The organism is Candidatus Abawacabacteria bacterium, from assembly GCA_016207805.1.
Lineage (GTDB): Bacteria > Patescibacteriota > Gracilibacteria > RBG-16-42-10 > RBG-16-42-10 > JACQZO01.
This window is the reverse complement of the sequence record JACQZO010000009.1, coordinates 1-19,606: the sequence shown is the minus strand read 5'-3', so window position 1 is coordinate 19,606 and position 19,606 is coordinate 1. Positions and strand designations below refer to the sequence as shown.

General features: G+C 40.5%; 21 protein-coding genes and 3 tRNA genes. 6 read left to right on the top strand and 18 right to left on the bottom strand.

The window, feature by feature from the left end; genetic code table 11:
• Positions 1-38: 38 nt before the first annotated feature.
• The 5 genes from HY817_02460 to HY817_02440 form a co-directional block, all read right to left on the bottom strand.
• The gene (locus HY817_02460; protein MBI4836098.1) at positions 39-1,814 is read right to left on the bottom strand and encodes a hypothetical protein; all 1,776 of its coding nucleotides are present in this window, start codon (positions 1,812-1,814) and stop codon (positions 39-41) included.
• A 36-nt stretch (positions 1,815-1,850) separates the two neighbouring features.
• Positions 1,851-2,534, bottom strand: a complete 684-nt coding sequence (locus HY817_02455; protein MBI4836097.1) for a hypothetical protein — start codon at positions 2,532-2,534, stop codon at positions 1,851-1,853.
• Between the two features lie 72 nt (positions 2,535-2,606).
• Complete coding sequence (locus tag HY817_02450; GenBank protein MBI4836096.1) at positions 2,607-3,107, bottom strand: dihydrofolate reductase; 501 nt, start codon at positions 3,105-3,107, stop codon at positions 2,607-2,609.
• A gap of 232 nt (positions 3,108-3,339) precedes the next feature.
• Positions 3,340-3,415 (bottom strand) — tRNA-Met (locus tag HY817_02445).
• Between the two features lie 89 nt (positions 3,416-3,504).
• On the bottom strand, positions 3,505-3,819 hold the full coding sequence (locus tag HY817_02440; protein ID MBI4836095.1) for a hypothetical protein: 315 nt from the start codon (positions 3,817-3,819) through the stop codon (positions 3,505-3,507).
• Between the two features lie 170 nt (positions 3,820-3,989).
• Between HY817_02440 and HY817_02435 the strand changes: the two genes are divergently transcribed.
• Entirely contained in the window at positions 3,990-4,757 is a 768-nt protein-coding gene (locus HY817_02435; protein MBI4836094.1) for a hypothetical protein, read from the top strand.
• Here HY817_02435 and HY817_02430 read toward each other — a convergent pair.
• The 12 genes from HY817_02430 to HY817_02375 all read right to left on the bottom strand — a co-directional run bounded on the left by HY817_02430 (position 4,754) and on the right by HY817_02375 (position 15,320).
• The gene (locus HY817_02430; protein ID MBI4836093.1) at positions 4,754-5,932 is read right to left on the bottom strand and encodes a class I SAM-dependent rRNA methyltransferase; all 1,179 of its coding nucleotides are present in this window, start codon (positions 5,930-5,932) and stop codon (positions 4,754-4,756) included. The genes HY817_02435 and HY817_02430 overlap by 4 nt on opposite strands.
• Positions 5,922-6,161 carry a glutathione S-transferase N-terminal domain-containing protein gene (locus HY817_02425; protein ID MBI4836092.1) on the bottom strand — a complete coding sequence of 80 codons (240 nt, stop codon included), beginning with the start codon at positions 6,159-6,161 and terminating at the stop codon, positions 5,922-5,924. Before HY817_02425 ends, HY817_02430 begins: the two co-directional genes overlap by 11 nt.
• A 16-nt stretch (positions 6,162-6,177) precedes the next feature.
• Positions 6,178-6,564 (bottom strand): septum formation initiator family protein, encoded by a 387-nt coding sequence (locus HY817_02420; GenBank protein ID MBI4836091.1) that lies wholly within the window; start codon positions 6,562-6,564, stop codon positions 6,178-6,180.
• An 11-nt stretch (positions 6,565-6,575) separates the two neighbouring features.
• Entirely contained in the window at positions 6,576-7,502 is a 927-nt protein-coding gene (locus tag HY817_02415) for a hypothetical protein (protein ID MBI4836090.1), read from the bottom strand.
• A 41-nt stretch (positions 7,503-7,543) separates the two neighbouring features.
• Positions 7,544-8,593, bottom strand: a complete 1,050-nt coding sequence (locus HY817_02410) for a PD-(D/E)XK nuclease family protein (protein ID MBI4836089.1) — start codon at positions 8,591-8,593, stop codon at positions 7,544-7,546.
• A 5-nt stretch (positions 8,594-8,598) separates the two neighbouring features.
• Positions 8,599-10,992, bottom strand: coding sequence for an S-layer homology domain-containing protein (locus HY817_02405; GenBank protein ID MBI4836088.1), 2,394 nt, complete (start codon positions 10,990-10,992; stop codon positions 8,599-8,601).
• Positions 10,989-11,444, bottom strand: a complete 456-nt coding sequence (locus tag HY817_02400; protein MBI4836087.1) for an NUDIX domain-containing protein — start codon at positions 11,442-11,444, stop codon at positions 10,989-10,991. Before HY817_02400 ends, HY817_02405 begins: the two co-directional genes overlap by 4 nt.
• Positions 11,445-11,553: 109 nt before the next feature.
• Positions 11,554-12,489, bottom strand: coding sequence for a hypothetical protein (locus HY817_02395; GenBank protein MBI4836086.1), 936 nt, complete (start codon positions 12,487-12,489; stop codon positions 11,554-11,556).
• 221 nt (positions 12,490-12,710) lie between these two features.
• Entirely contained in the window at positions 12,711-14,276 is a 1,566-nt protein-coding gene (locus tag HY817_02390) for an ATP-binding protein (GenBank protein ID MBI4836085.1), read from the bottom strand.
• Positions 14,277-14,287: 11 nt separating this feature from the next.
• Positions 14,288-14,482 (bottom strand): 50S ribosomal protein L28, encoded by a 195-nt coding sequence (gene rpmB / locus HY817_02385; protein ID MBI4836084.1) that lies wholly within the window; start codon positions 14,480-14,482, stop codon positions 14,288-14,290.
• Positions 14,483-14,591: 109 nt separating this feature from the next.
• On the bottom strand, positions 14,592-14,915 hold the full coding sequence (locus HY817_02380; GenBank protein ID MBI4836083.1) for an RNA-binding protein: 324 nt from the start codon (positions 14,913-14,915) through the stop codon (positions 14,592-14,594).
• A 198-nt stretch (positions 14,916-15,113) separates the two neighbouring features.
• A complete protein-coding gene (locus tag HY817_02375; protein ID MBI4836082.1) occupies positions 15,114-15,320 on the bottom strand; it encodes a DUF2892 domain-containing protein in 207 nt (68 codons plus the stop codon).
• Positions 15,321-15,444: 124 nt separating this feature from the next.
• Here HY817_02375 and HY817_02370 point away from each other — a divergent pair, with 124 nt between their 5' ends.
• Positions 15,445-16,974 carry a UDP-N-acetylglucosamine 1-carboxyvinyltransferase gene (locus HY817_02370; GenBank protein MBI4836081.1) on the top strand — a complete coding sequence of 510 codons (1,530 nt, stop codon included), beginning with the start codon at positions 15,445-15,447 and terminating at the stop codon, positions 16,972-16,974.
• A gap of 160 nt (positions 16,975-17,134) precedes the next feature.
• The gene (locus tag HY817_02365) at positions 17,135-17,746 is read left to right on the top strand and encodes a site-2 protease family protein (GenBank protein MBI4836080.1); all 612 of its coding nucleotides are present in this window, start codon (positions 17,135-17,137) and stop codon (positions 17,744-17,746) included.
• Here the strand turns inward: HY817_02365 and HY817_02360 are convergent.
• Positions 17,741-18,334, bottom strand: a complete 594-nt coding sequence (locus HY817_02360) for a hypothetical protein (protein ID MBI4836079.1) — start codon at positions 18,332-18,334, stop codon at positions 17,741-17,743. The two genes, HY817_02365 and HY817_02360, sit on opposite strands and share 6 nt — an antisense overlap.
• A gap of 219 nt (positions 18,335-18,553) precedes the next feature.
• Between HY817_02360 and HY817_02355 the strand changes: the two genes are divergently transcribed.
• The 3 genes from HY817_02355 to HY817_02345 all read left to right on the top strand — a co-directional run bounded on the left by HY817_02355 (position 18,554) and on the right by HY817_02345 (position 19,469).
• Positions 18,554-18,988 (top strand): hypothetical protein, encoded by a 435-nt coding sequence (locus tag HY817_02355; protein MBI4836078.1) that lies wholly within the window; start codon positions 18,554-18,556, stop codon positions 18,986-18,988.
• Between the two features lie 187 nt (positions 18,989-19,175).
• Positions 19,176-19,252: transfer RNA gene (locus HY817_02350), tRNA-Pro, on the top strand.
• Positions 19,253-19,392: 140 nt separating this feature from the next.
• Positions 19,393-19,469, top strand: a tRNA-Pro gene (locus HY817_02345).
• Positions 19,470-19,606 lie beyond the last annotated feature (137 nt).

Sequence of the window (19,606 nt, the reverse complement as noted above, 5' to 3'; positions counted from 1 at the left end):
CGGCCGTATCTTGCCACTTCCCTTTTTATGCTGTCAAACTAAGACAGCAGCACTCTACCAGATTGAGCATCAAGAGTCACCATGTCACCATCTTTCAAAAGTTGCGTGGCTTGTTTAGTTCCCACCAAACAAACCTTTTTCAATTCTCTTACGGCAATTGCTGCATGACAAGTGATCCCCCCTTCATCAGTAATTACTCCAGCAGCTTTGCGCATAGCTGGGTAATAATTCACATTGGTCATGGTACACACCATAATATCTCCAGCCTCGACATGATCAATATCTTCCCGATTTAATACTAATTTCACTTTACCACTCACTATTCCTGGATAGGCAATATCGCCTTTTAATTCAGTAACTTGTTTGTCGGCCAAAATTTCAGGATTCAGTAAATGATTTTCAGTACAGAACAGGTTGAAATCTTGCTCGGCAAGCAGCCGATTATCTTGGATAATGTATCCATTCAAGCGGCGCTCAATCACCGACCAATCCAATGGTGATTGATCAATATAAGCCAGTACTTCCTCCAAGCTCATAACATGCGCCCATTTAGGATTTCGGCCATCTAGCTGCAATAGCTGCTGTAAAAATTGTTCTACTTTTTCGTCTACTTCATAGAGCACACCTTCTGACATGTGCCGTGATTCCCAAGCCTCTGGTCGAGCCTCCACAAAAGCATCTCCTACCACCAACATGTAGAAACTCATACTGCGAGCAATTAAATCAAAGATCTCGGTAATATTTTCTCTAGAAATATCTTTAATAGCTTTTAATTCGCTAATGTCTGCTTTGAATTGTGTATTAAGCCGCTGGAATAAAGTCTGATCATGAATGACCATAGGAATAATCACTTTTTTAAAACAAGAAAAGTCACTTAATCTAGGATAAAAATTTACTTTCTTACCGTCGTAATAAAAAAAGGCCCGATGTGTATAGCCATAGCTTTTCTCAAAGTATTCGCCATAACCTTTTTGCCAAGCTTGCACTGAAAAAAGCGACAAATCTCTTTTCACAGTTGGTCGCAAAGTATTGTCATCATTGGTAGTGACCTGAGTGGTAACTGGCCTGCTTTGGAGGATAAAAAATTCACTACCGACTTTAGCCCATTCCACGTCCACAGGACATTGCATCTGTTTTTCTATCATTTTAATGATAGCGGACAATTGAACAATTTCATGATCAGTAAGTGTAGTGCTATGGGCGCTGTGCTCTATTACTTTGTCACTACTTTTTTCTACTACAAATCTATCCGGTGTCACTGCACCAGAGACGAGACTCTCTCCTATACCACTCACTGCTTCGATCAAAATTTGCTCCGTGCTTTGGGTGACTGGGTGTAGGGAAAAAGCAACACCTGCTACTTCACTAGAAATCATTACTTGAATCAATAAGGCTAAGGGATTTTTACTGATGTCTATAGCATGTTGAGCAGCATATGCCTTTACTCTGGTACTACTAGCAGCTTGCCAACATTTGAGCACTGCTGCCACTAGCTGGTTTCTTTCTACATTAAGCACAGTTTCAAACTGTCCAGCCCAAGAAGCTACTTTGCCATCTTCCCCAATGGCACTCGAACGCACAGCTACTTTTTCTGTGTCTAAATGATCAAATGAGGCTAATAGTTCAGTTTGCACTGCCGTGCTAATTTCTCTTTTACCATTTTGTTGCCACTGTTCAAAGGCTTCAGTAGTGAGAATAAAGCCTGCAGGAACATTGGTACCCAATCGCAATAATTCAGCCAATACAGCTGCTTTTTTCCCTATTAGTTTAGTATCTTGCTCTGAAACCTCACTTAAATTCTTAATAAATGACATATAAGAAATTGTGCAGACCAACTATAACACAACGTTTTATCTGATAAGCGCACGAAAGAATGGTCCACCCCACAATTTTTCTCCTTCATAACCAAATAAGCGGGCATGAACAGTATTAATAGGTGGACAAGATACATCTACCAAGAGTACCGCACCATCATTTTGCCACCAGTCATGACAGTACATATTCGCCGCTTCAGCTTGAGCGATATCACGCTGAATATCTAATATTGCAGCTTGGCGCCTAGGTAACCAATGTTGATACATTACTTCATGAAGTAAATATTGCTCAGGATTTGGCTGTGCCAAAAGGCCACGCATACTTTGGCGTGATGGCGTCTGATAATACTTTTCCTTTTTCAAGGCCTCATTCACCACACTGGCTGGAGCAATCAGCGTCCCTGGAGAACGAGGTAACGCTTGAGCGTGTTGAGTCAGCAGTACTATTTGATCACCACAATAACCATCAGTATGAAAAGGGATTTCTACAAAAAAGATATCTTCTGCTTTTACCCATGGTATTGTTCCATGTCTAAATTGTGTAACGGGACAATGCAAAATCACAAACCCTCTAGCCCGCACAGCTGTTCGCAAATCTTGCTCATTATGCTGCCAAACTGATTCAAAAGAAGCATCATCATCTACTCGCCAATCTTCGCCAAAACCATCAAATTCTGCGGTTTGAATATGCGGACAAACTACCTTTCGGACCAAAGCCATGAATATTTATCAAAGATGACAATCTACTTATATGATCATTAATCGCCTAGAGGAGCATAGCTCATTTAGCGATTAGGCTCTTCTATAATGTAACTGGACAAGGCCATTGGCCAAAGATTTGGTACCAATTAGCGAAATATTTCGTACTGTGACCAAGCCTCCAAATGGTTTTATACCTGCCCCCAAAATCAAAGGATGGACAGAAAAGAATATTTCATCAAGGAGATTCGCTTGTAAAAATGTAGCACTAGTTTTTGCTCCACCAGCAATTAATAATCCTGGGCAACCTTGTTCTTGGGCTATTTGTAAGGCTCTTGCAGGAGAATCCGCAACCATTATATTTTTTGCCTGAAAATTATCATCATGAGTCAGTACAATATTCAATACATCTTTTACCGGATAGATCTTATTTTGATATTGCTGAAATGTAGTTTTCCCCACAACTAAACAACCAGCATCATGAGCGCGCTGGATAAAAAGGTCCTCGTCAGCTGGTAACACCCAGTCTGAATTACCATTTGACTCTGCTATAAAACCGTCAGCTGATATCGCTAAGTGAAGAATAGTTTTCATATAAAGATTTTCCTACTGGTATGATTATAGCCTTGAGACATTAATTCATATTCACCACTATTTCCAATAGACTCAGAGAAATAGCCCGGATTGAATACTCCAGAATTCCTCATTTTATCCTTATACTTATCCTGATCCTTCGAGCATCGTCAAAACTGCTTCTGGTGAAGGAGAAGGTATAAGGGGAGGATAAGGATTAGGATAAGACACGCCGCACCTACGGTGCTCGTATTGGTTGCGGGGGCTGGACTCGAACCAGCGACCTCAAGGTTATGAGCCTTGCGAGCTGCCAACTGCTCTACCCCGCGTCGATAAAGTAACCGGAAGAACTGTCAGCATTTTACTCAGTTATTATAAATACGCAAGTACACTTCAGCAAATATGGCTTTCAGATCATCTAAGAATTGCCACCATGCCTATTGGCATCACGTAGTGCTTTTTCCTGCCAATAATCGGGCTTTTTGCGCCGAGGCGCCCGATGATGTTTTTTTTCAGAACTAATTCTTCCATCAAGCTGCTGCCGACGACGATCACGAGCAAGCACGGCACCAATTATTTGTCTTTGATCCATACTATGAACGCGAAGATGATCACGCCCTGTAGTAACAAAACTGAACTCAACGACATCCCGAAAACTTTTTCTATACTCCGATCCTGAAGAAGGAAGACCTAATGCTGCAAGCAGTAATAATTCGGGAGTTCCTAATGGCATAGAAGTATTGTGAAGGTTTCACTGTACTAAAAATTTCCTAGACTTTCTAACAAAGGAATTAGACAAAACAACTAATTATTTTGGCGCAATAAGCAACTATTAAATGCCTTCATTAAGTAATGATTGACTTCTCATTTTATTGGTATAAGATAGCCATTCACAAATTTATTATGACAACCAAAGCACTAAATCTAGCCAATTGGGAGAGTATCATGGCACAAGCCGCTGAAGCAGTGGGGAACGGAGAAGTGGCAAAACCGATGACGGAACCAGCTTCAGTAAGAGAAGAAATACTAGCTTATAGTAAAGATGCCAACCTAAATAATCTTGGCCCTCAATTTGCCGCCTATATTTTACAAGGAATAGCAATGGCAAGAGCTGGTGAAACTCGTTATCCCTTAAGAGCTGAATTGGCCTTACAAAAGATACCTCAAGGTAAAGCCCGGTTTGAACATTTGAATAATCGCATCGCTCACGCATCACGATGGTGGATAACAGCAATCTTAAGTGGCGGTGAAACCAGGAAACAAATTGTAGATAGTTTTAATGGTCAGTACTCGCTAGATGCAGCTCGTTTTTGGCAATGGGTTGCTGTAACTGACAATTTACGTGAACAGGCCTATATTTTGCTATGCAGCGACGATATCGAGCAAAGAAAAGAAGGTGCCCAATTAATGGAGTTGACTAGAATTATTGTTGAGGAAATGAAAAGACAACTAACTGCGTGGGAAAGAGCTATCATTGGCTCACGTATAGGCAACCGCGACACTATCGCTCGCATCATTGGCCCATTGGGATCGTTATTTCAACAACACCACGAACTAGAATCATTAGCAAAAGTGCGCATTGTTATTGACGAAATCGAAACACAACAAATTGCTGCTGCTGAAGCTGATGCTGTAATAGCTCAACGAACTGCTACTAGAACTAAGTCTTAATTCGCTCGCTGATATACAGCATATTTCAGATACTCTCCCTCAGGGAAAAAAACTGAAATAGGGTGGTCCCAGGTATGTCCGCTTTCTGCGATCAGCTTTAATACTACGCCATTCTTTTCACATGCCCAAAAAGCGATTTTGTGAAAGAGTGCTCGATCTACCCAGCCAGAACATGATGCCGTAATGAGTATACCATTGCGGCTTAAACGTTTTAGAGCTAATTGATACAATACTCGATAAGCATTTGTCCCCGCTTGTAAATCTTTTTTTGACTTCACAAAACCAGGTGGATCGAGAATGATCACATCAAATTGCTGATCAGTTTTTTTTAGGTATTCGAACACATCTTCACAACTGAATAAGCATTTATCAGCTACTTTATTTTGCTGGGCATTCTCTTTTGCTAAAGCAATAGCACTTTCGGAACTATCTACGCTAACTACTTGTTTAGCATCAGCCAAAGCGGCATGAATACTAAAGCCGCCAGTATAAGAGAATGTATTCAATACAACTTTATCTTTTACGTATGGGGCAATACTTAAGCGATTTGCTCTTTGATCTAAGAAAAAACCTGTTTTTTGACCATTGATAACATCAACTAAAAAGGTAGCATTACCCTCTTTTATCTCTACCATACCGGTTTTGAGTTCTCCCCAGAGCAAACCATTACTTTCTCCTAGTCCTTCAATAGCACGACTTTCGCTTTCACTTTTTTCATAAATAGAGCTAGGACTCAAAACATCCACGAGAGCTTTGACAATAGTATCTCGCCACCTTTCCATACCAAGAGTAGAGATTTGGATCACCACCACTTGATCATAGACATCAACAATCAGTCCTGGCAAACCATCAGCTTCACTGAAACATAAACGATAGGCATTAGTTTCAGTCAGAAATGGCTGACGTTGGATATAAGCCGAACGTAATTTATTAGCAAAAAATGCTTGGTCAATCTCTTCAGTTTGATGCCAAGTGAGAATACGACAAGCAATGGTGGCACTGTCATTAAAATAGCCGCAGGCTAAAAACTGTTCCTTGTTATCAATAATATCAACAATATCACCCTTTTGCGCGTCAACTTTAGTAATTGCCCCTGAGAATACCCAAGGATGAAATTTCTGTACTGACCGTTCTCTACCAGCCCTGAGCATCACCACTCCCCTTTTATTTGCCATAAGTTTTTTCTAGATACGCTACTATATCATCAGATTCATACATTAGCACGCCGCGATCAATATCAACTAAAAACGGAACTTGATCGATGCCACCCAATTTTATTTGAATATCTCTAGCAGGATAACCACTTTTGGAATTAATAGAGACAAAGGAAAGCTGCAGATTAGTGAGAGCCAAGCGAACTTTAGCGCAATAGGGACAACTCTCTTTTTGGAATAAGAGCAACATAGATATTGGTTAATAACTATCTCAAAAAGAACTTCCACCACCTTTCAGGATTAGAAAGTGCTAACCATGAATTTATTTGCTGATTTTGGGCTGAATCTACTTTTTCTAATCCTTGATTGCGGATAATAAAGACATCTTCATTCGGATTCTTAACATTTTTAATTCGCTTAGCCTCCTTCTCTTTGTATGCTTCGGTATCTAAATACTTTAAGTATTCCTGCATATGACGGTTATCCTGTTCCAATTGGGTAATTTCAGCTTCACCTTGGCGAATTTGTTGATTGATTTGATAATCTTGATAGCTTTTCACGGCATAGGTGTACATCTGGTATATGGCCAGAAAAATACACACTCCCAGGAGCATGCGCATGGTGATGTTCTCTTGCCATTTACGACGAAGCATATGCGAAAAGACTACGTGCCAATACTAACACAAAATTGGCTAAGAGCTATTTTCGGATCCACTTTCCCTTGCTTAGCCAACAAATCAATTTGCAATAAGTTTGCGAGCCACATTTTAGCTTGAATCAAAGTAAATGCTCGCTTTTGTTGTAGCAACTTTTTAGCCACAAAAGCATGCACCCTCATTTTTTTCAGTAAACCATCGATATCGCCGCCCTTATCTTCAGCATCAAGGACAAAAAGGATCTTTTTCATATGGTTGATAAGCATAGTGAGAAGCATCAGTTCATTTTCCCCTTGTTCTAACAAACTCTTTAACAATGAAGTTGACTTGCGGACATCACGAGCAAAGATACTGTCAATAAAAGGAAATACCGAAAGCGACATTTGAAAGTCACTAAACACTTGATTAATCAATTCTGGATGCCCTGCTCTTTGCAATAGCTCTACTTTTTTCATTTCTTGTTTTGCTAAGGCACTATCATCAGCATAAACTTGATCTAGATAAAGCTTTTGCTCTGTAGTTAAATTAGTATTATGGCTAAAGCCTCTCCCCTTACGACAAAAGAACACATATTTAGGATCTAATAGTGTTCGCTTCTGAAGATCTTGAATGAACTCAGATTTTTGCGCCTCAAGATTCCCCTCTTCATAATAAATAACTGTATGTAATGCGCCACCTGAGTGCAACCAAGGAATTAATTCTTGAGCATTCTTCTTTTCCAATTGAGGAATGAGGCCTTTGAAAATAAAAAGCTTTTTGCTGCCAAATAATGAATCCGTAGTTAACAAATCTGCCATGATATCTAACTCAGGTAAATCATCATGATAAAGAGTAATCACTTCACCATCAGGATACATTTTACTAAACTGTGATTTAAAGGCAGCCAGTTTGTCTCTGAGCAGAGCGCTGTCATCGCCGTAGAGAAGAAGGTGCATAGAAATTACGAATTACAAATTACGAATGGAGAGACGAGGCGCTATATTTCTTCTATGGGGGTTAATGATTGACTAATCACTAATCTACTTTCAACTTTGGTTTCGATGAAGTCGGATAGATTGCCTTGGGCTTCTAAATAGGTTTTCACTTGGGCTCCATTCAATCGGCTTACTTGGCTAGTGGACTTGCGGACAGCAGCAGTAGTGCCAAATACTTGTTGCACTTCATTGTTGGCAAAGAATTGATCCAAATGCTCTTTAGTTTGATCAATTTGTGCTTCGATAGCCTTGCGTTCAGTTACCAATTGCACATAGGTATCAGCTAAAGTCTTACCCGCTTGGACTGCTTCAGGCTTAGCATATTTGTGTTTCATCATAGGACAGACAGATCTATAGGAACAGCGCTGGCAATGAGAACCAACTGTGGGGCCAAAATCACTTTGCTTAATACTGGCAATTACTGTTTTCAACTTATCTAAAGACATTTGCTCAAAATCCAGACCTGGTTCGAAACTGACAGCCATGTCGGGACGCAGATAGTAGAGCGTTAGCTTTACTTTTTTCATGTTTGGCCATAGAGCCCGTAAGGCAACATAGTACACTGCTAATTGTAAGTTATTTTCCAATTCGCCTTGAGACGGCACCATGCGGCCAGTTTTGTAATCAATAATTTCCAAAGTTTCATTATCCACTTTATCGACCCGATCAATGCGGCCTCTAACTAAAAAATCGTCAATCACCTTAAAGATGAAAGGCTTTTCCAAACCAATAGTATGATGAGCAATTGGGCTTTGCCTCTTTTCCCATTCTCTACTAGCAATAGCAATCGCCTCCTTAAAATCTTGTTCCGCTTGAAATTGATCCGACTGATACAGATCACCACGCCATTTATTACTAATAATATTGATCAACTCATCTTTACTTACCGGTAACAAATTGGTGGCATAGAGCTCTTCCATGACTTGATGGAGCAAAGTGCCAAAATGCATACTCGCCGTCTGTTCACCAGGGAATTTATCTAGGTAGGCGTACTTATACTGTAAAGGACAAGTGCGAAAAGTTTGTAAAGCGGAATAAGAAAGGGTGGGCATTTTTGCTAATAAAACACGACTCGGGTATGCATGCGTTCCCCTACAAAAGCAATACCCATAATCATTTTAGTGATACCTGGCTCGGATAATGCGGTTTGCAAGGACAACTCTGCTGGCAAATGAGGGGAATAATCAGTTTCAATAGAAAGTACTCGGCCACGTTTCATACCAGCTGCCAGTAATAATGATTTCAGATCGGTACCTTTGGGATTTGCTTCCCAAGTATCAATAGCCCCTTGAAATTCTGTGCCGATAGTTAAGGGGAATAAATGCTCATTAGCACGGTTAAGATTCAAACGTTCCAAAGTCATCGTTTGCAATTCTTGTTGCTCAGCCTCCGTCATAGGCCGAGCAATAAATGAACGGGTGGAGAATTCTTCTACAGCATAGAGCAAACCATCACTGCCTCGAGCAATACCGATACCTACTTGGGCCCATTGAGCACGTAGCGTATTGAGACGGTGGACAGCACTGCGATTCAAGCCCTCATCGATAGCATCAATATCAATACTCAAAGCAATATTTTCTCCTACTGGTAAAGTAACATCAAAACGCTGCCTTCTCTGATCAGGACCACGGCCACTTTTATCGCGATGGGAAAAATAATTTTGGGCAACCATATCATCAGCATGCGCTTGAGCAAAAATGCTCAAAGTAGTATCCAAAACCACAGGATCTCTGTCTTGTGATACCCGAAGAGCATTGATTCTACGCAATAATTCTTGCACCATGTCAGTTCTCTCTGAAGGTGTCAGGGGGGTCTTGTTGGTGATCACCACACCTTCTTGCTTGGCAATGAAATCTGGCAGTACAGGGATACCTTTTTGGCGGTAAATAGGCGTATTCAATACCGCTAGCCCCTCAGTATCATTAATTTCTAAAAAATATACTCCAGTTTCATTGAGATCTACCTGTAATTGCCAAGGAATATCTGAATTCAGCACTTCCTGATCTCCTGCTTGCAAAGAAAATGTTTGGACATTTCCTGAAGGTAAAATAATTGCGGCAGTATTGGCCAAAGGGATTTTCGCTTTCCCCTGTAATGACAATGAATTCGCCTCAGTAAATAATGGTAAAGCACCTGTCAAAGTCAGATTCTTTTGATCCCAAGTACGGAAGTGGTGAGTAATAGCAGGAAAAGACCAGGAATAAGCAGAACTAAGCGGTTGCTCGGTTGCTATAGTTGACTCAGCATTGGCTTGAGCTAAGGAACAATTAATATTGCCTTCAACAAAACCATAGAACATTTGATAATCTAATTCCCATTTTTCGCCTGCTGACATGAGTAACCGAGTCACTTTTTTATTCCCCTGTTCACAGGTAAGTTGCAATAATTTTCTGCCAGCTGCTCCACTCCACATCAACCACATACGCTGATTTTCATCACCAGAAAATTGGGCACCAGCAATAGCCTCTAGTGCTCCTTCACTACCAATGAGCCATTTCTCCAGTATTGCCACAGGCAATGAAGCAGCTTGCTTACTATCATCAGCGAGGAGAGCAATATGATACTGACCAGGACTAGGAAAAAAGATATCAAAAGTCGCTCGACCATTTTCTACCTTATATTCCCAAACCGACTGTTGCTCATGATTATCTTCAATAATCACTTTCACTATTGCAGCTGTAGTCGTTACTGAAATTGGATAATAAGTATTTGCGACCATGGTTTTAGCAATCGGTGTTTGGACAGTAATATTTTTAAAAACATCAACTGGGTGATTACCTGTTACTACCACAATAGAGGCTGTATTTTCAGGATACTCAGAAAGATTGTTTTCTTTCAGATAGAGTAAGCGATACATCATTTCGGCCACTTCCCCACGTTTAATGTGTTCTCCGGCACCAAGATTTGTTGCTTCATACTTCGCTGGAATCACTTTCTTTTCTCGAGCAGTCATCACAAAAGGTGCGATCGGATCATTATTACGCAAATCCTGATAGGGAGACCTGGTAATTGCCGGAGGAACTACAATGGCGTTGACATTAAGTAAAATCTTTATCGCCTCAGCTCTGGTGGTTGGTTGATTGGGACGATAACTGCTGTCTGAATACCCTGAGACGATATTATTTTCTTTAGCATAAATAACATACTGACGCAGAGAGTGCTTCGTATCCAAGTCAATAAAAGGTGAAGCGCTATTCTTTTGATCTGAGGTGTCAATATCAGCACCTTCCAAAGCAATTTTCAAAAGCTCCGCTCTGGTGATTAATTGTTCAGGACCAAATCTAATGCCATCGTAACCTCTAACAATACCTTTATCCTTCAGTACTTGAATGGCGTGGGCATAAACATGATCGACAGGGACATCACTAAAATTGCTAGCAGCGCTGACACTTGAAGAAGCGAGCAATACTTGAAACAGTACTACTAAAGTAATGAACTTATTACTTTTCATGTCGAAGCAACCTTAAGTATAGGAGCAAATTCTTTTAATACTGCTTCACACGTTGATTTACGAGCAGGATAGATCTTTTCTACCACTACCTCTGGCTGTACCCATTTAAACTCAGTAAGTCTGCCCCCCTTTTCCAATTCGATTTCACTATCAACACCCCAGAACAATACTAAGAAAAAGCGTTGTTCTTGACCAATAATTTCATCTCCTTCGCTTTCCTTACCGCGTCCGGGCCACTCATAGCGGTAGAGGTTTTTAGATTTATACAATAAAGAAAATTTATTAGAACCAAGCTCTTCCTGTAGCTCACGCAAAACTGCTTGTTCTTCAGTCTCTCCCTCATCCACGCCCCCCTGAGGAAATTGCCAATGTTCTTGCGGAACATTGCGCTTACAGATCATAATCTCTTTATTGTGGTTCACTACCACAGCAGCAACATTAGGACGGTACATAACAAAGAAAAATTCACCTATAAAATATCACAGTATCGGATGAACTCATAGCAATATTAATACTAATTTCTCCCTAAATTCACGGGAAAATAAGTAATTGAGCCTAAAGCTACAAACCAATCCGGCTGCCTCGTGAATGAACGAGCGCGTCAAAATCTTCCGGAGCTACAGTCGCCTTAACACGACCACTTATTTTGCGCCGCCTTCTTATTCTCTCCGTTACCGCAGAACTACCATAGCCAAGTAAAATTATTTGTTCCCCTTCATCAGCCAAAAAATGCCCATTTCCTTGATCTCCACGGCACTCTTCAACCAATGCCCTTACATCTCGCACCTTTTGGTCAAAAGCTATCTTTTCATTGAGATGCTCGAGACGAAGTACGACCACATTTTCCAAAAGCCTATCTAATTCCATACCAAAGGTAACACCACGAGCCACTGAAACTTCGTTCATGAGGGGGACATGACACCTGCGATCTCGATCAGTGCATAAATAATAATTTATTAAAGTTTCCACATGGTGACGAATAAATTCTCTACTTACCAGCAGATGACGATATCTTCTCTCCAAAGACAACAAAATGGCACGTACTACTTGACGCTGCTCAGCCACAACTAACTCTCCAGCCAAGTCATCACCCAATTGAGCACTGTCACTACAAGCATCCAAAAGAGCATAATCACTTTCATTGATAGTATCACGAACACTCTTGACCGTGATGGATTGCAAAGTCCGAGCAAGAACTATCCTTATATTGGCCAAAACATGACAGAATTCGGCAACACTCCAATATCTTCCTTTTTCTAATTGAGCAACAACTTTCAGTGCATCTAAGATATTTCGACGAAATGAGCTTCGATCTTCTTGAGCTGCTTTATATGCCCGCCAAAAGTCACTACGAACGTCTAGTTTAACACCAGAAAAAGTGAATCCAGCTCCAGCAATGGAAGCTTTATCCATAGTAGAGCTAAAGTATTGACGTAATCCTTTATTCACGACACGCAACACGGCATCTGATTGTATTGGAGTTGTCACTTTTGCCATAAAAAACATAAAGATTGGATCCTAATGTATTTTTCCACTTTTGCAAAGTTGGGCAAAAGACCGCATTCAATTCTTGCTGACCATAATTATTCCTTTCCTCCCTGCACTTCCCTTAAACTTCAGGCAGCAACAGTTAACAAAAACATGCAGCATTTCCCTATCACACAACTCTCTGCCATTCGTAGTGACATACCTTTCTGTGATCTCAACATCGGTTCTAATTAACCAAATAATTCCTCCACTGCTTTATCAGTATTTGATTGAAGAGTTTTATAGAATTCTTCATCATATTCACACACCCGCACTTGAGTAGGAATAGGTAAAGCATGACCTAGCAAGAGCACTTGTTTTTTACTATCCAAAGTAGATAACCAATACTTCAATGATTGTTTATCAGAAACTCCAGTGAATACTGCTTCGATATCGTCTGGATCATTGAGCATAGCAACAATACGTGTACCTATTTGAGACAAAATCTCTCGGTCAATGGAAGATGGTCGTTGATCAATAATTAATAATGTCACTGAATATTTACGCATTTCGCGAGCGATGGTACCAAAGGTAGTACTTCGCGCTACTCGGCCCTGCAAAAATTTATGCGCTTCTTCGATGACAATCATCAAGGGAATTACCTTGTCACTCGCCTGCTGACTTTGCATAAATTGCTCAGTAGCATGAACATAGCGCTGATAAATCAAACGAGTAAGAATATTTGCTACTAACATATATGTCACTACACTATTTTGATGACCGAACTCAAGGATAACGGTTTTACCACTTTGCAGTGCTAAAGCTAACGTTTGTAAATGGTTTTCACTACTTTCGCGCAAAAATGGTAAAGCAGTAATTCGATGCAACTTTCGATGCAAAGCTAATAGGGTGCCCTCGCCGACACCAAAAAATTCGCTATCATCTTTCACTCGTACAGGATCGATATCAGTGAGACGCTTCATCCAACCATCCCCCACTTTTTTTTGTACCATCGCAATACCATCCAACATCGGTTGGGAAAGATCCAATTCCTCACTTAGTAATGCAATATCATCTACGGTGATCATTTCCGGAGCAATATTCAGTACATGATCGGGCTTTACGCCTCTAGCTTTTGATGCTTCCGGGTCCAAAGTAAAAATAAGCACTTGGCCAGGAAATAATTGACGTAATCCCTTCACTTTACCTGAACCTTGCTCACTGCGACTCTCCCAACCATATTCATTGTGCATATCAAAAATAAGATTTGCTACTTTCTGGCCATGAATCAATTGAGCTAACACAATTCTAGCTAAAAATGACTTACCCGTACCAGATTTGCCAAATATGCCATTACTTCTCTCGATAAACTGTTGAGCATTAATTACTACTGGCACATTCATTTCTAAAGGTTCACCGAGGTAAATATGATCTCCATCACGAGGACCATATATCAGAGCAATATCTTCTTCTGTAGCAAAACGCACCTTAAGACCAGGTAAAGGGATTGATCTCACCGCCAGCAATTCCCCACCGTTATAGGCTTTCACCGCTCTCACTGAAATAGTATTTTCAATAAAGAGCTGCATTAGGTCGGCTCTTTTGGGAATGGTATGTAATATAGGTTGATCTTGCAGATCGTGAAACCAAGCGGTATGAAGATTATTAATCTGAGCATAAAACCATTCATTGGTTGAAGATTCTATGACAATTAATTGACCGATACGCAAAGAGGACATTGCTTGCGGATTTGTTACCCGCACACAAATGCCCTCTATAAAGTCACTCGTCAGCACATAGCCAATGTCATGGACCATGTGAGAATTGATTATTTTACAAGATTTTTGCTCAATGTGCGAAGTGCACGAGTAGAAACCTTTAAGGTAATAAATTGGCCAGGACCAATTTGCACACGACGCTTTTGCAGATTAGGCAGAAAACGTCGCTTTGTCGCCTTTAATGAAAAAGGACGATTGTTGCCTGCACTTGGTCTTTTGCCAGTTAAATCACAACGACGAGCCATAGAAATTACGAATTACGAATTACAAATTACGAATGGTAGGAAAAAGAATGGCGCAAGTCTAAAAAATTTAGATCACGAACATTCTTTTGCCTGTCCACCGCTAATTTGACTAACGAGCGTCGCGAGGACGTGCTTCGTTTACAGTCAATTTGCGACCTTGAACTTCAAAGCCGTGGAATTTTGAGATAGCTCTTTGAGCATCCTCTTTAGTAGCGAATTCTACAAATCCGAAACCACGAGGACGGTTGTTATTCATTTTATCTACTGGGAGATAAACTGAAGTGACTTGAAGATTTGAATCCTCAGCATCAGCGAAAAGAGTTTGAACCTCATCAGCAGTCATCGCATATGGGAGACCACCAACGAAAAGTTTTCTGCCTTCAGCAGCTGCATCACCTTGAGAACGAGAAGAAGAATCGGAAACTTGAGACACAAAAGTTAAGTTAAAGATAGTTTGTGGTTCAAGTTTGCCCCACAAGACCCTTAACTAGACCCTAATGGATACAATAAAAACCTGAAACCGAAGGTAACTATACTCAATGCTGGGAGAAAGTCAATAAATAGAGCTAAGAGCTGAGAGCGAAGAGCTAAGATTGGCGAACTCTTAGCTCTCAGCATTTAGCTCTTAGCTCTATTTCAGGTTCTTCGTTCCCAGTAATGCATGCACATAACACCACCCCACCACTCCCTGGAATAGAATGGCATAGCTAACTACGATGCCCAACCAAAACAACCATAAAGGAATTGCTGCAGAAAATAGAACCACCAAAAAGTTAACTACAATACCCGTCATTCCACGCATTAAACGATTTTGAGGACCAATGTTGCATGAGAGCATGAGACGTAAAAATTACGGATTACGAATTACAAATTACAAATAACAAGCCGCAACTACAAGTAGGCCCCAACCACTTTACATTATATCGTATGTGATATATTTGTATTACAGTTAACACTTCTCAATGTCGACTACTTTAATCGCAAAAGAACAGGGCAAGATTGGCAATTTCATTCGTGAATTACGAGAGCTCAGAGGTCTCACCCAGGAGGATTTTGCTGAACTCATTGGCACGAGTCAAAGTGCAGTAGCTAGGATGGAAAAAGGCGAGCAAAATTTCACTACGGAGATACTCACTAGAGTAAGTAAAGCTCTTAATCATAAAATTGTTAGCCTAGCAGAAGGATCAATAGATTTTGAAATCGAGGGGGGCAGAAAGCTTTCCGGGGAAATCACCACCAATGCATCCAAAAATGGCGCTATGGGATTATTGTGTGCTTCTTTGCTCAATAAAGGCACCACCACACTACACAACATCCCTCGCATTGAAGAAGTAAATCGCATGTTGGAAGTGCTCACTAGTATTGGTGTGCAAATAAAATGGACAGCGAAAAATACTTTGGAAATAACGCCACCAGCTAAGTTAGCTTTGGACAAAATCAATACTAATGCAGCTATCAAAACTCGTTCAGTGATTATGCTAATGGGACCGTTAATCCACCTATTTAATAAATTTTCTCTCCCCCATGCATCGGGCTGCAAACTAGGCAAAAGAACTGTAAGCGCGCATTTATTTGGCTTGGAAGAAATGGGCGTTAAAATTAAAGTTACCCGTGATAGTTATGATGTTTCAATCAATAAGCTTCGTGGTACCACGTTAGTAATGTACGAGGCTGGAGATACGGCAGCAGAGAATTTAATTATTGCAGCCGCTAAGATTCCAGGCAAAACAGTAATCAAATTTGCCCCCGCCAATTATATGGTGCAAGAAACTTGCCGCTTTCTCCAAACATTAGGAGTCAAAGTAGAAGGGGTAGGTACTAGTACGGTAACTATCGAAGGCATAAAAGAAATCGATCAAGATGTAGAGTATTGGAATAGTGAGGACCCAATTGAAGCGATGATGTTCCTCAGTGCCGCCATCACCACGGGCTCCCATCTGATGATCAAGCGCTGTCCAATTGATTTCTTAGAACTAGAATTATACAAACTAAAAAAAATGGGCCTAAAGTTTAAGCGTTCCAAAGAATACTTTTCTCAAAACGGCTTTACCAAATTAGTTGATCTAGAAGTATTACCATCTACATTACAAGCCGCAGAAGAAAAAATTCATGCCCAGCCTTATCCTGGTATCAATCAAGACAATCTCCCCTTCTTCGTACCCATAGCAGCACAGGCTAAAGGAACAACACTGATCCATGATTGGACTTTCGAAAATCGCGCTATTTATTTTATGGAACTGGCAAAGCTAGGAGCGCAAATGATTCTTGCCGATCCTCATCGGGTATTCATTGAAGGTCCCACCCCTTTTAAGCCCACTCAATTAGTATGCCCTCCAGCCTTGCGTCCAGCCATGATTATTCTTATCGCTATGTTGGCCGCTCCAGGAAAGTCAATTTTGCGTAATGTATACTCTATCAACCGAGGCTATGAAGAAATCGCAGAAAGATTAAACAAGCTTGGCGCTAAAATTCGTGTTATAAGAGAAATGTAACTGAATTCTGAATGCTGAATGCAGAATTCAGAATGGACAGGGGGATGAAAGCTGTTGAGTAGACGATGATGTATAATTTTTTCAACAAAATTAAAAACGGCGAAGCCTCCTGCCTCAATTCAGCATTCAGAATTCAGCACTCAGAATTATTTCCCTTTCTATGTTTGACATCCCAACCCTCATTGCTGCCATCATTGCTTTCCTTGTCGCCATTACTATCCATGAATGTGCTCATGCTATAGTAGCCAATTGGCTTGGAGATCCAACAGCTAAATTTGAAGGGCGAATCAGTCTCAATCCTTTGCGACACTTGGATCCTATGGGTACTATTTTGCTTTTTTTAGTACGATTTGGCTGGGGAAAACCGGTACCCGTAAATCCACAGAATTTACGTTCGCCCTTACGCGATCAGGCATTGATCTCTCTCGCTGGTCCGGTAAGTAATTTATTGCTTGCTATGCTTTTGGTAATGCTCATTAAATATGGCCTTGTTCCCACTGGTGGCATTTTAAGTACTATTTTCTTTTTCACTATTTCACTCAATATTGCTTTGATGGTATTTAACCTTCTACCCATTCCCCCACTTGATGGCTCAAAAGTTTTATTTCTTTTTTTAGGTCAAAAATATGCTTATATTTCTGACTGGCTAGAGGACAATGGACCATTAGTACTTTTTGGCTTAATCATTGTAAGCAATTTCTTTGGTTTGCCAATTTTGCAAACATTCATTACTAGAGCTGTAGATTTTGTTCTGGCTGCTTTGTATTTATAAAGCAACGGGATTCTTCATTCTTTCATTAGGCATACGCGGAGCAACAATCAAGGCACACATAATTAAATTGATCACAAATATATAGATCGGATATGCAATATTCTCTAGTATTAGTTGATCAATAGCAAATAAAGTAAATACCGCTGCGATCGTATCAAGAAGAAAAAAAGTGACAATCTCTGTTTTCGGAAAACGATAAGTTTTGATAATTGCTGGAATCATGCCAGTGAAGTCAGCAAGAATAGAAAAGTACAGTCCCAATATAGGATTATTGGTAGTCTGCCAAACAATTATCCCCACTACAGCAATAATTAGACAAAGAATATCTAGCTTCGCCCAACCTCCCATGCCGTGTTTAATGCTTAATGCAAAAATAATAATTGCCTGTAACGTTGATACCCCAGCTAACCAGACTGCAACTGTATTATTATTTGCTAATAATGAAGCAGTGGATAATGCAGTGATCACTAATAATACAAAGCGCGTCGTCCGATGAGGCTTTGCTTCTCCGCGTAAAATTGCCCGGGCGTAAACGATAGGAGAAATCAGCGCAAGTACACTGCTAATAACGATGTAGATTGTTTGCATAAAAGAAAATCCTAGCAGTATCTTACGTTATTAAGCAGCAAAGTAAATCGCCTTTTCACATTGTTTCAATCGATCGTAAACACAAAAGATAGGTTTTCCTATAATCCAACTCATTGCGTTTAGCAGAAGTATTTGCTATTAGTGCGCAGTCTCATTTATGCAGACCGCCTCACTTCTCCAATATAATTTATGATACAATGATAAGAATTAATAATTTTTATGGCTTTAAATGAAGGTGATAGATCGGTAGATCATGTCGAAGAAAAGTTTAGAAAAGGCGGGCGTGAAGGAAAGATTTTATTTCTTTTGAGTAGGAGTTTATCCCCCAGTAGCCCTACCGCAGCTCAAACGGCTGAACGTCTTAGCAATATATTCGCTATGGCATTGGGCTCTGACCATGAAGTAAAGAAATTAGGCAGACCAAGTTTTGATGATGAAATGCGTTTTGAGGTAGACTCACAAAGAGGCATCGTCACTTGTCATATTAGTAACGTCAAAGGGAAGTCAGCAGCAGTGAGTATAGCTATAGCCAGAATGGTGGGCCCTGCCAGAGCAACACCAGATACAGTAATGGCAATGTTTCCGACAACACCAACGACTTTACAAGAAACCGACGTTAGGGCGTCCACAAGAAACAATTTAAGAAAAGTGTAATATTCGCTTCACTACTAATCATACCTAATAAGCTTGCTAAATGGCTCAGTATTAAAATTATTGAGTCATTTTCATTTAGCATTGGTTATTATTTCATTTTGAGACACATGAAATGAAGGATGCAGAAACGACGTAATAAAAACTACTCGCGCATGAAGAAAACTTATGCTACATTCGTGGCGCTCAACGGGGTGTAGCGCAGTTGGCTAGCGCGCTTGCATGGGGTGCAAGAGGTCGGAGGTTCAAGTCCTCTCATCCCGACCATATACCAGAAGCGGTACATGGCAATGCCTGTTTTCTTGATTATAAGCTTTAATCAATTATTCTGTATCGGAACAATTTTTTATAATCTGGATCATAGACTATATTGTTTTCGCAATTCCCACTTATTCTTGTTCTACTAACGGGGTGTAGCGCAGTTGGCTAGCGCGCAGCGTTCGGGACGCTGAGGTCGTCCGTTCAAATCGGATCACCCCGACCACACGAGCACCGTAGGTGTGACGTATCTTATCCTAATCCTAATCCTCGTATATTGTTATGAGGCTTTTTGAGTATATTTAAAAAGCAAGCAAACATGGGAGCCACGTCCTCATCCTGGAGAATCCTGTCTCGCGGCAT

Excerpts from the sequence above, each read along its gene's own strand:
- HY817_02460 (MBI4836098.1), bottom strand. The coding sequence starts at position 1,814 with ATGTCATTTATTAAGAATTTAAGTGAGGTTTCAGAGCAAGATACTAAA.
- HY817_02455 (MBI4836097.1), bottom strand. The coding sequence starts at position 2,534 with ATGGCTTTGGTCCGAAAGGTAGTTTGTCCGCATATTCAAACCGCAGAA.
- HY817_02450 (MBI4836096.1), bottom strand. The coding sequence starts at position 3,107 with ATGAAAACTATTCTTCACTTAGCGATATCAGCTGACGGTTTTATAGCA.
- HY817_02440 (MBI4836095.1), bottom strand. The coding sequence starts at position 3,819 with ATGCCATTAGGAACTCCCGAATTATTACTGCTTGCAGCATTAGGTCTT.
- HY817_02435 (MBI4836094.1), top strand. The coding sequence starts at position 3,990 with ATGACAACCAAAGCACTAAATCTAGCCAATTGGGAGAGTATCATGGCA.
- HY817_02430 (MBI4836093.1), bottom strand. The coding sequence starts at position 5,932 with ATGGCAAATAAAAGGGGAGTGGTGATGCTCAGGGCTGGTAGAGAACGG.
- HY817_02425 (MBI4836092.1), bottom strand. The coding sequence starts at position 6,161 with ATGTTGCTCTTATTCCAAAAAGAGAGTTGTCCCTATTGCGCTAAAGTT.
- HY817_02420 (MBI4836091.1), bottom strand. The coding sequence starts at position 6,564 with ATGCTTCGTCGTAAATGGCAAGAGAACATCACCATGCGCATGCTCCTG.
- HY817_02415 (MBI4836090.1), bottom strand. The coding sequence starts at position 7,502 with ATGCACCTTCTTCTCTACGGCGATGACAGCGCTCTGCTCAGAGACAAA.
- HY817_02410 (MBI4836089.1), bottom strand. The coding sequence starts at position 8,593 with ATGCCCACCCTTTCTTATTCCGCTTTACAAACTTTTCGCACTTGTCCT.
- HY817_02405 (MBI4836088.1), bottom strand. The coding sequence starts at position 10,992 with ATGAAAAGTAATAAGTTCATTACTTTAGTAGTACTGTTTCAAGTATTG.
- HY817_02400 (MBI4836087.1), bottom strand. The coding sequence starts at position 11,444 with ATGTACCGTCCTAATGTTGCTGCTGTGGTAGTGAACCACAATAAAGAG.
- HY817_02395 (MBI4836086.1), bottom strand. The coding sequence starts at position 12,489 with ATGGCAAAAGTGACAACTCCAATACAATCAGATGCCGTGTTGCGTGTC.
- HY817_02390 (MBI4836085.1), bottom strand. The coding sequence starts at position 14,276 with ATGGTCCATGACATTGGCTATGTGCTGACGAGTGACTTTATAGAGGGC.
- rpmB (MBI4836084.1), bottom strand. The coding sequence starts at position 14,482 with ATGGCTCGTCGTTGTGATTTAACTGGCAAAAGACCAAGTGCAGGCAAC.
- HY817_02375 (MBI4836082.1), bottom strand. The coding sequence starts at position 15,320 with ATGCTCTCATGCAACATTGGTCCTCAAAATCGTTTAATGCGTGGAATG.
- HY817_02370 (MBI4836081.1), top strand. The coding sequence starts at position 15,445 with ATGTCGACTACTTTAATCGCAAAAGAACAGGGCAAGATTGGCAATTTC.
- HY817_02365 (MBI4836080.1), top strand. The coding sequence starts at position 17,135 with ATGTTTGACATCCCAACCCTCATTGCTGCCATCATTGCTTTCCTTGTC.
- HY817_02360 (MBI4836079.1), bottom strand. The coding sequence starts at position 18,334 with ATGCAAACAATCTACATCGTTATTAGCAGTGTACTTGCGCTGATTTCT.
- HY817_02355 (MBI4836078.1), top strand. The coding sequence starts at position 18,554 with ATGGCTTTAAATGAAGGTGATAGATCGGTAGATCATGTCGAAGAAAAG.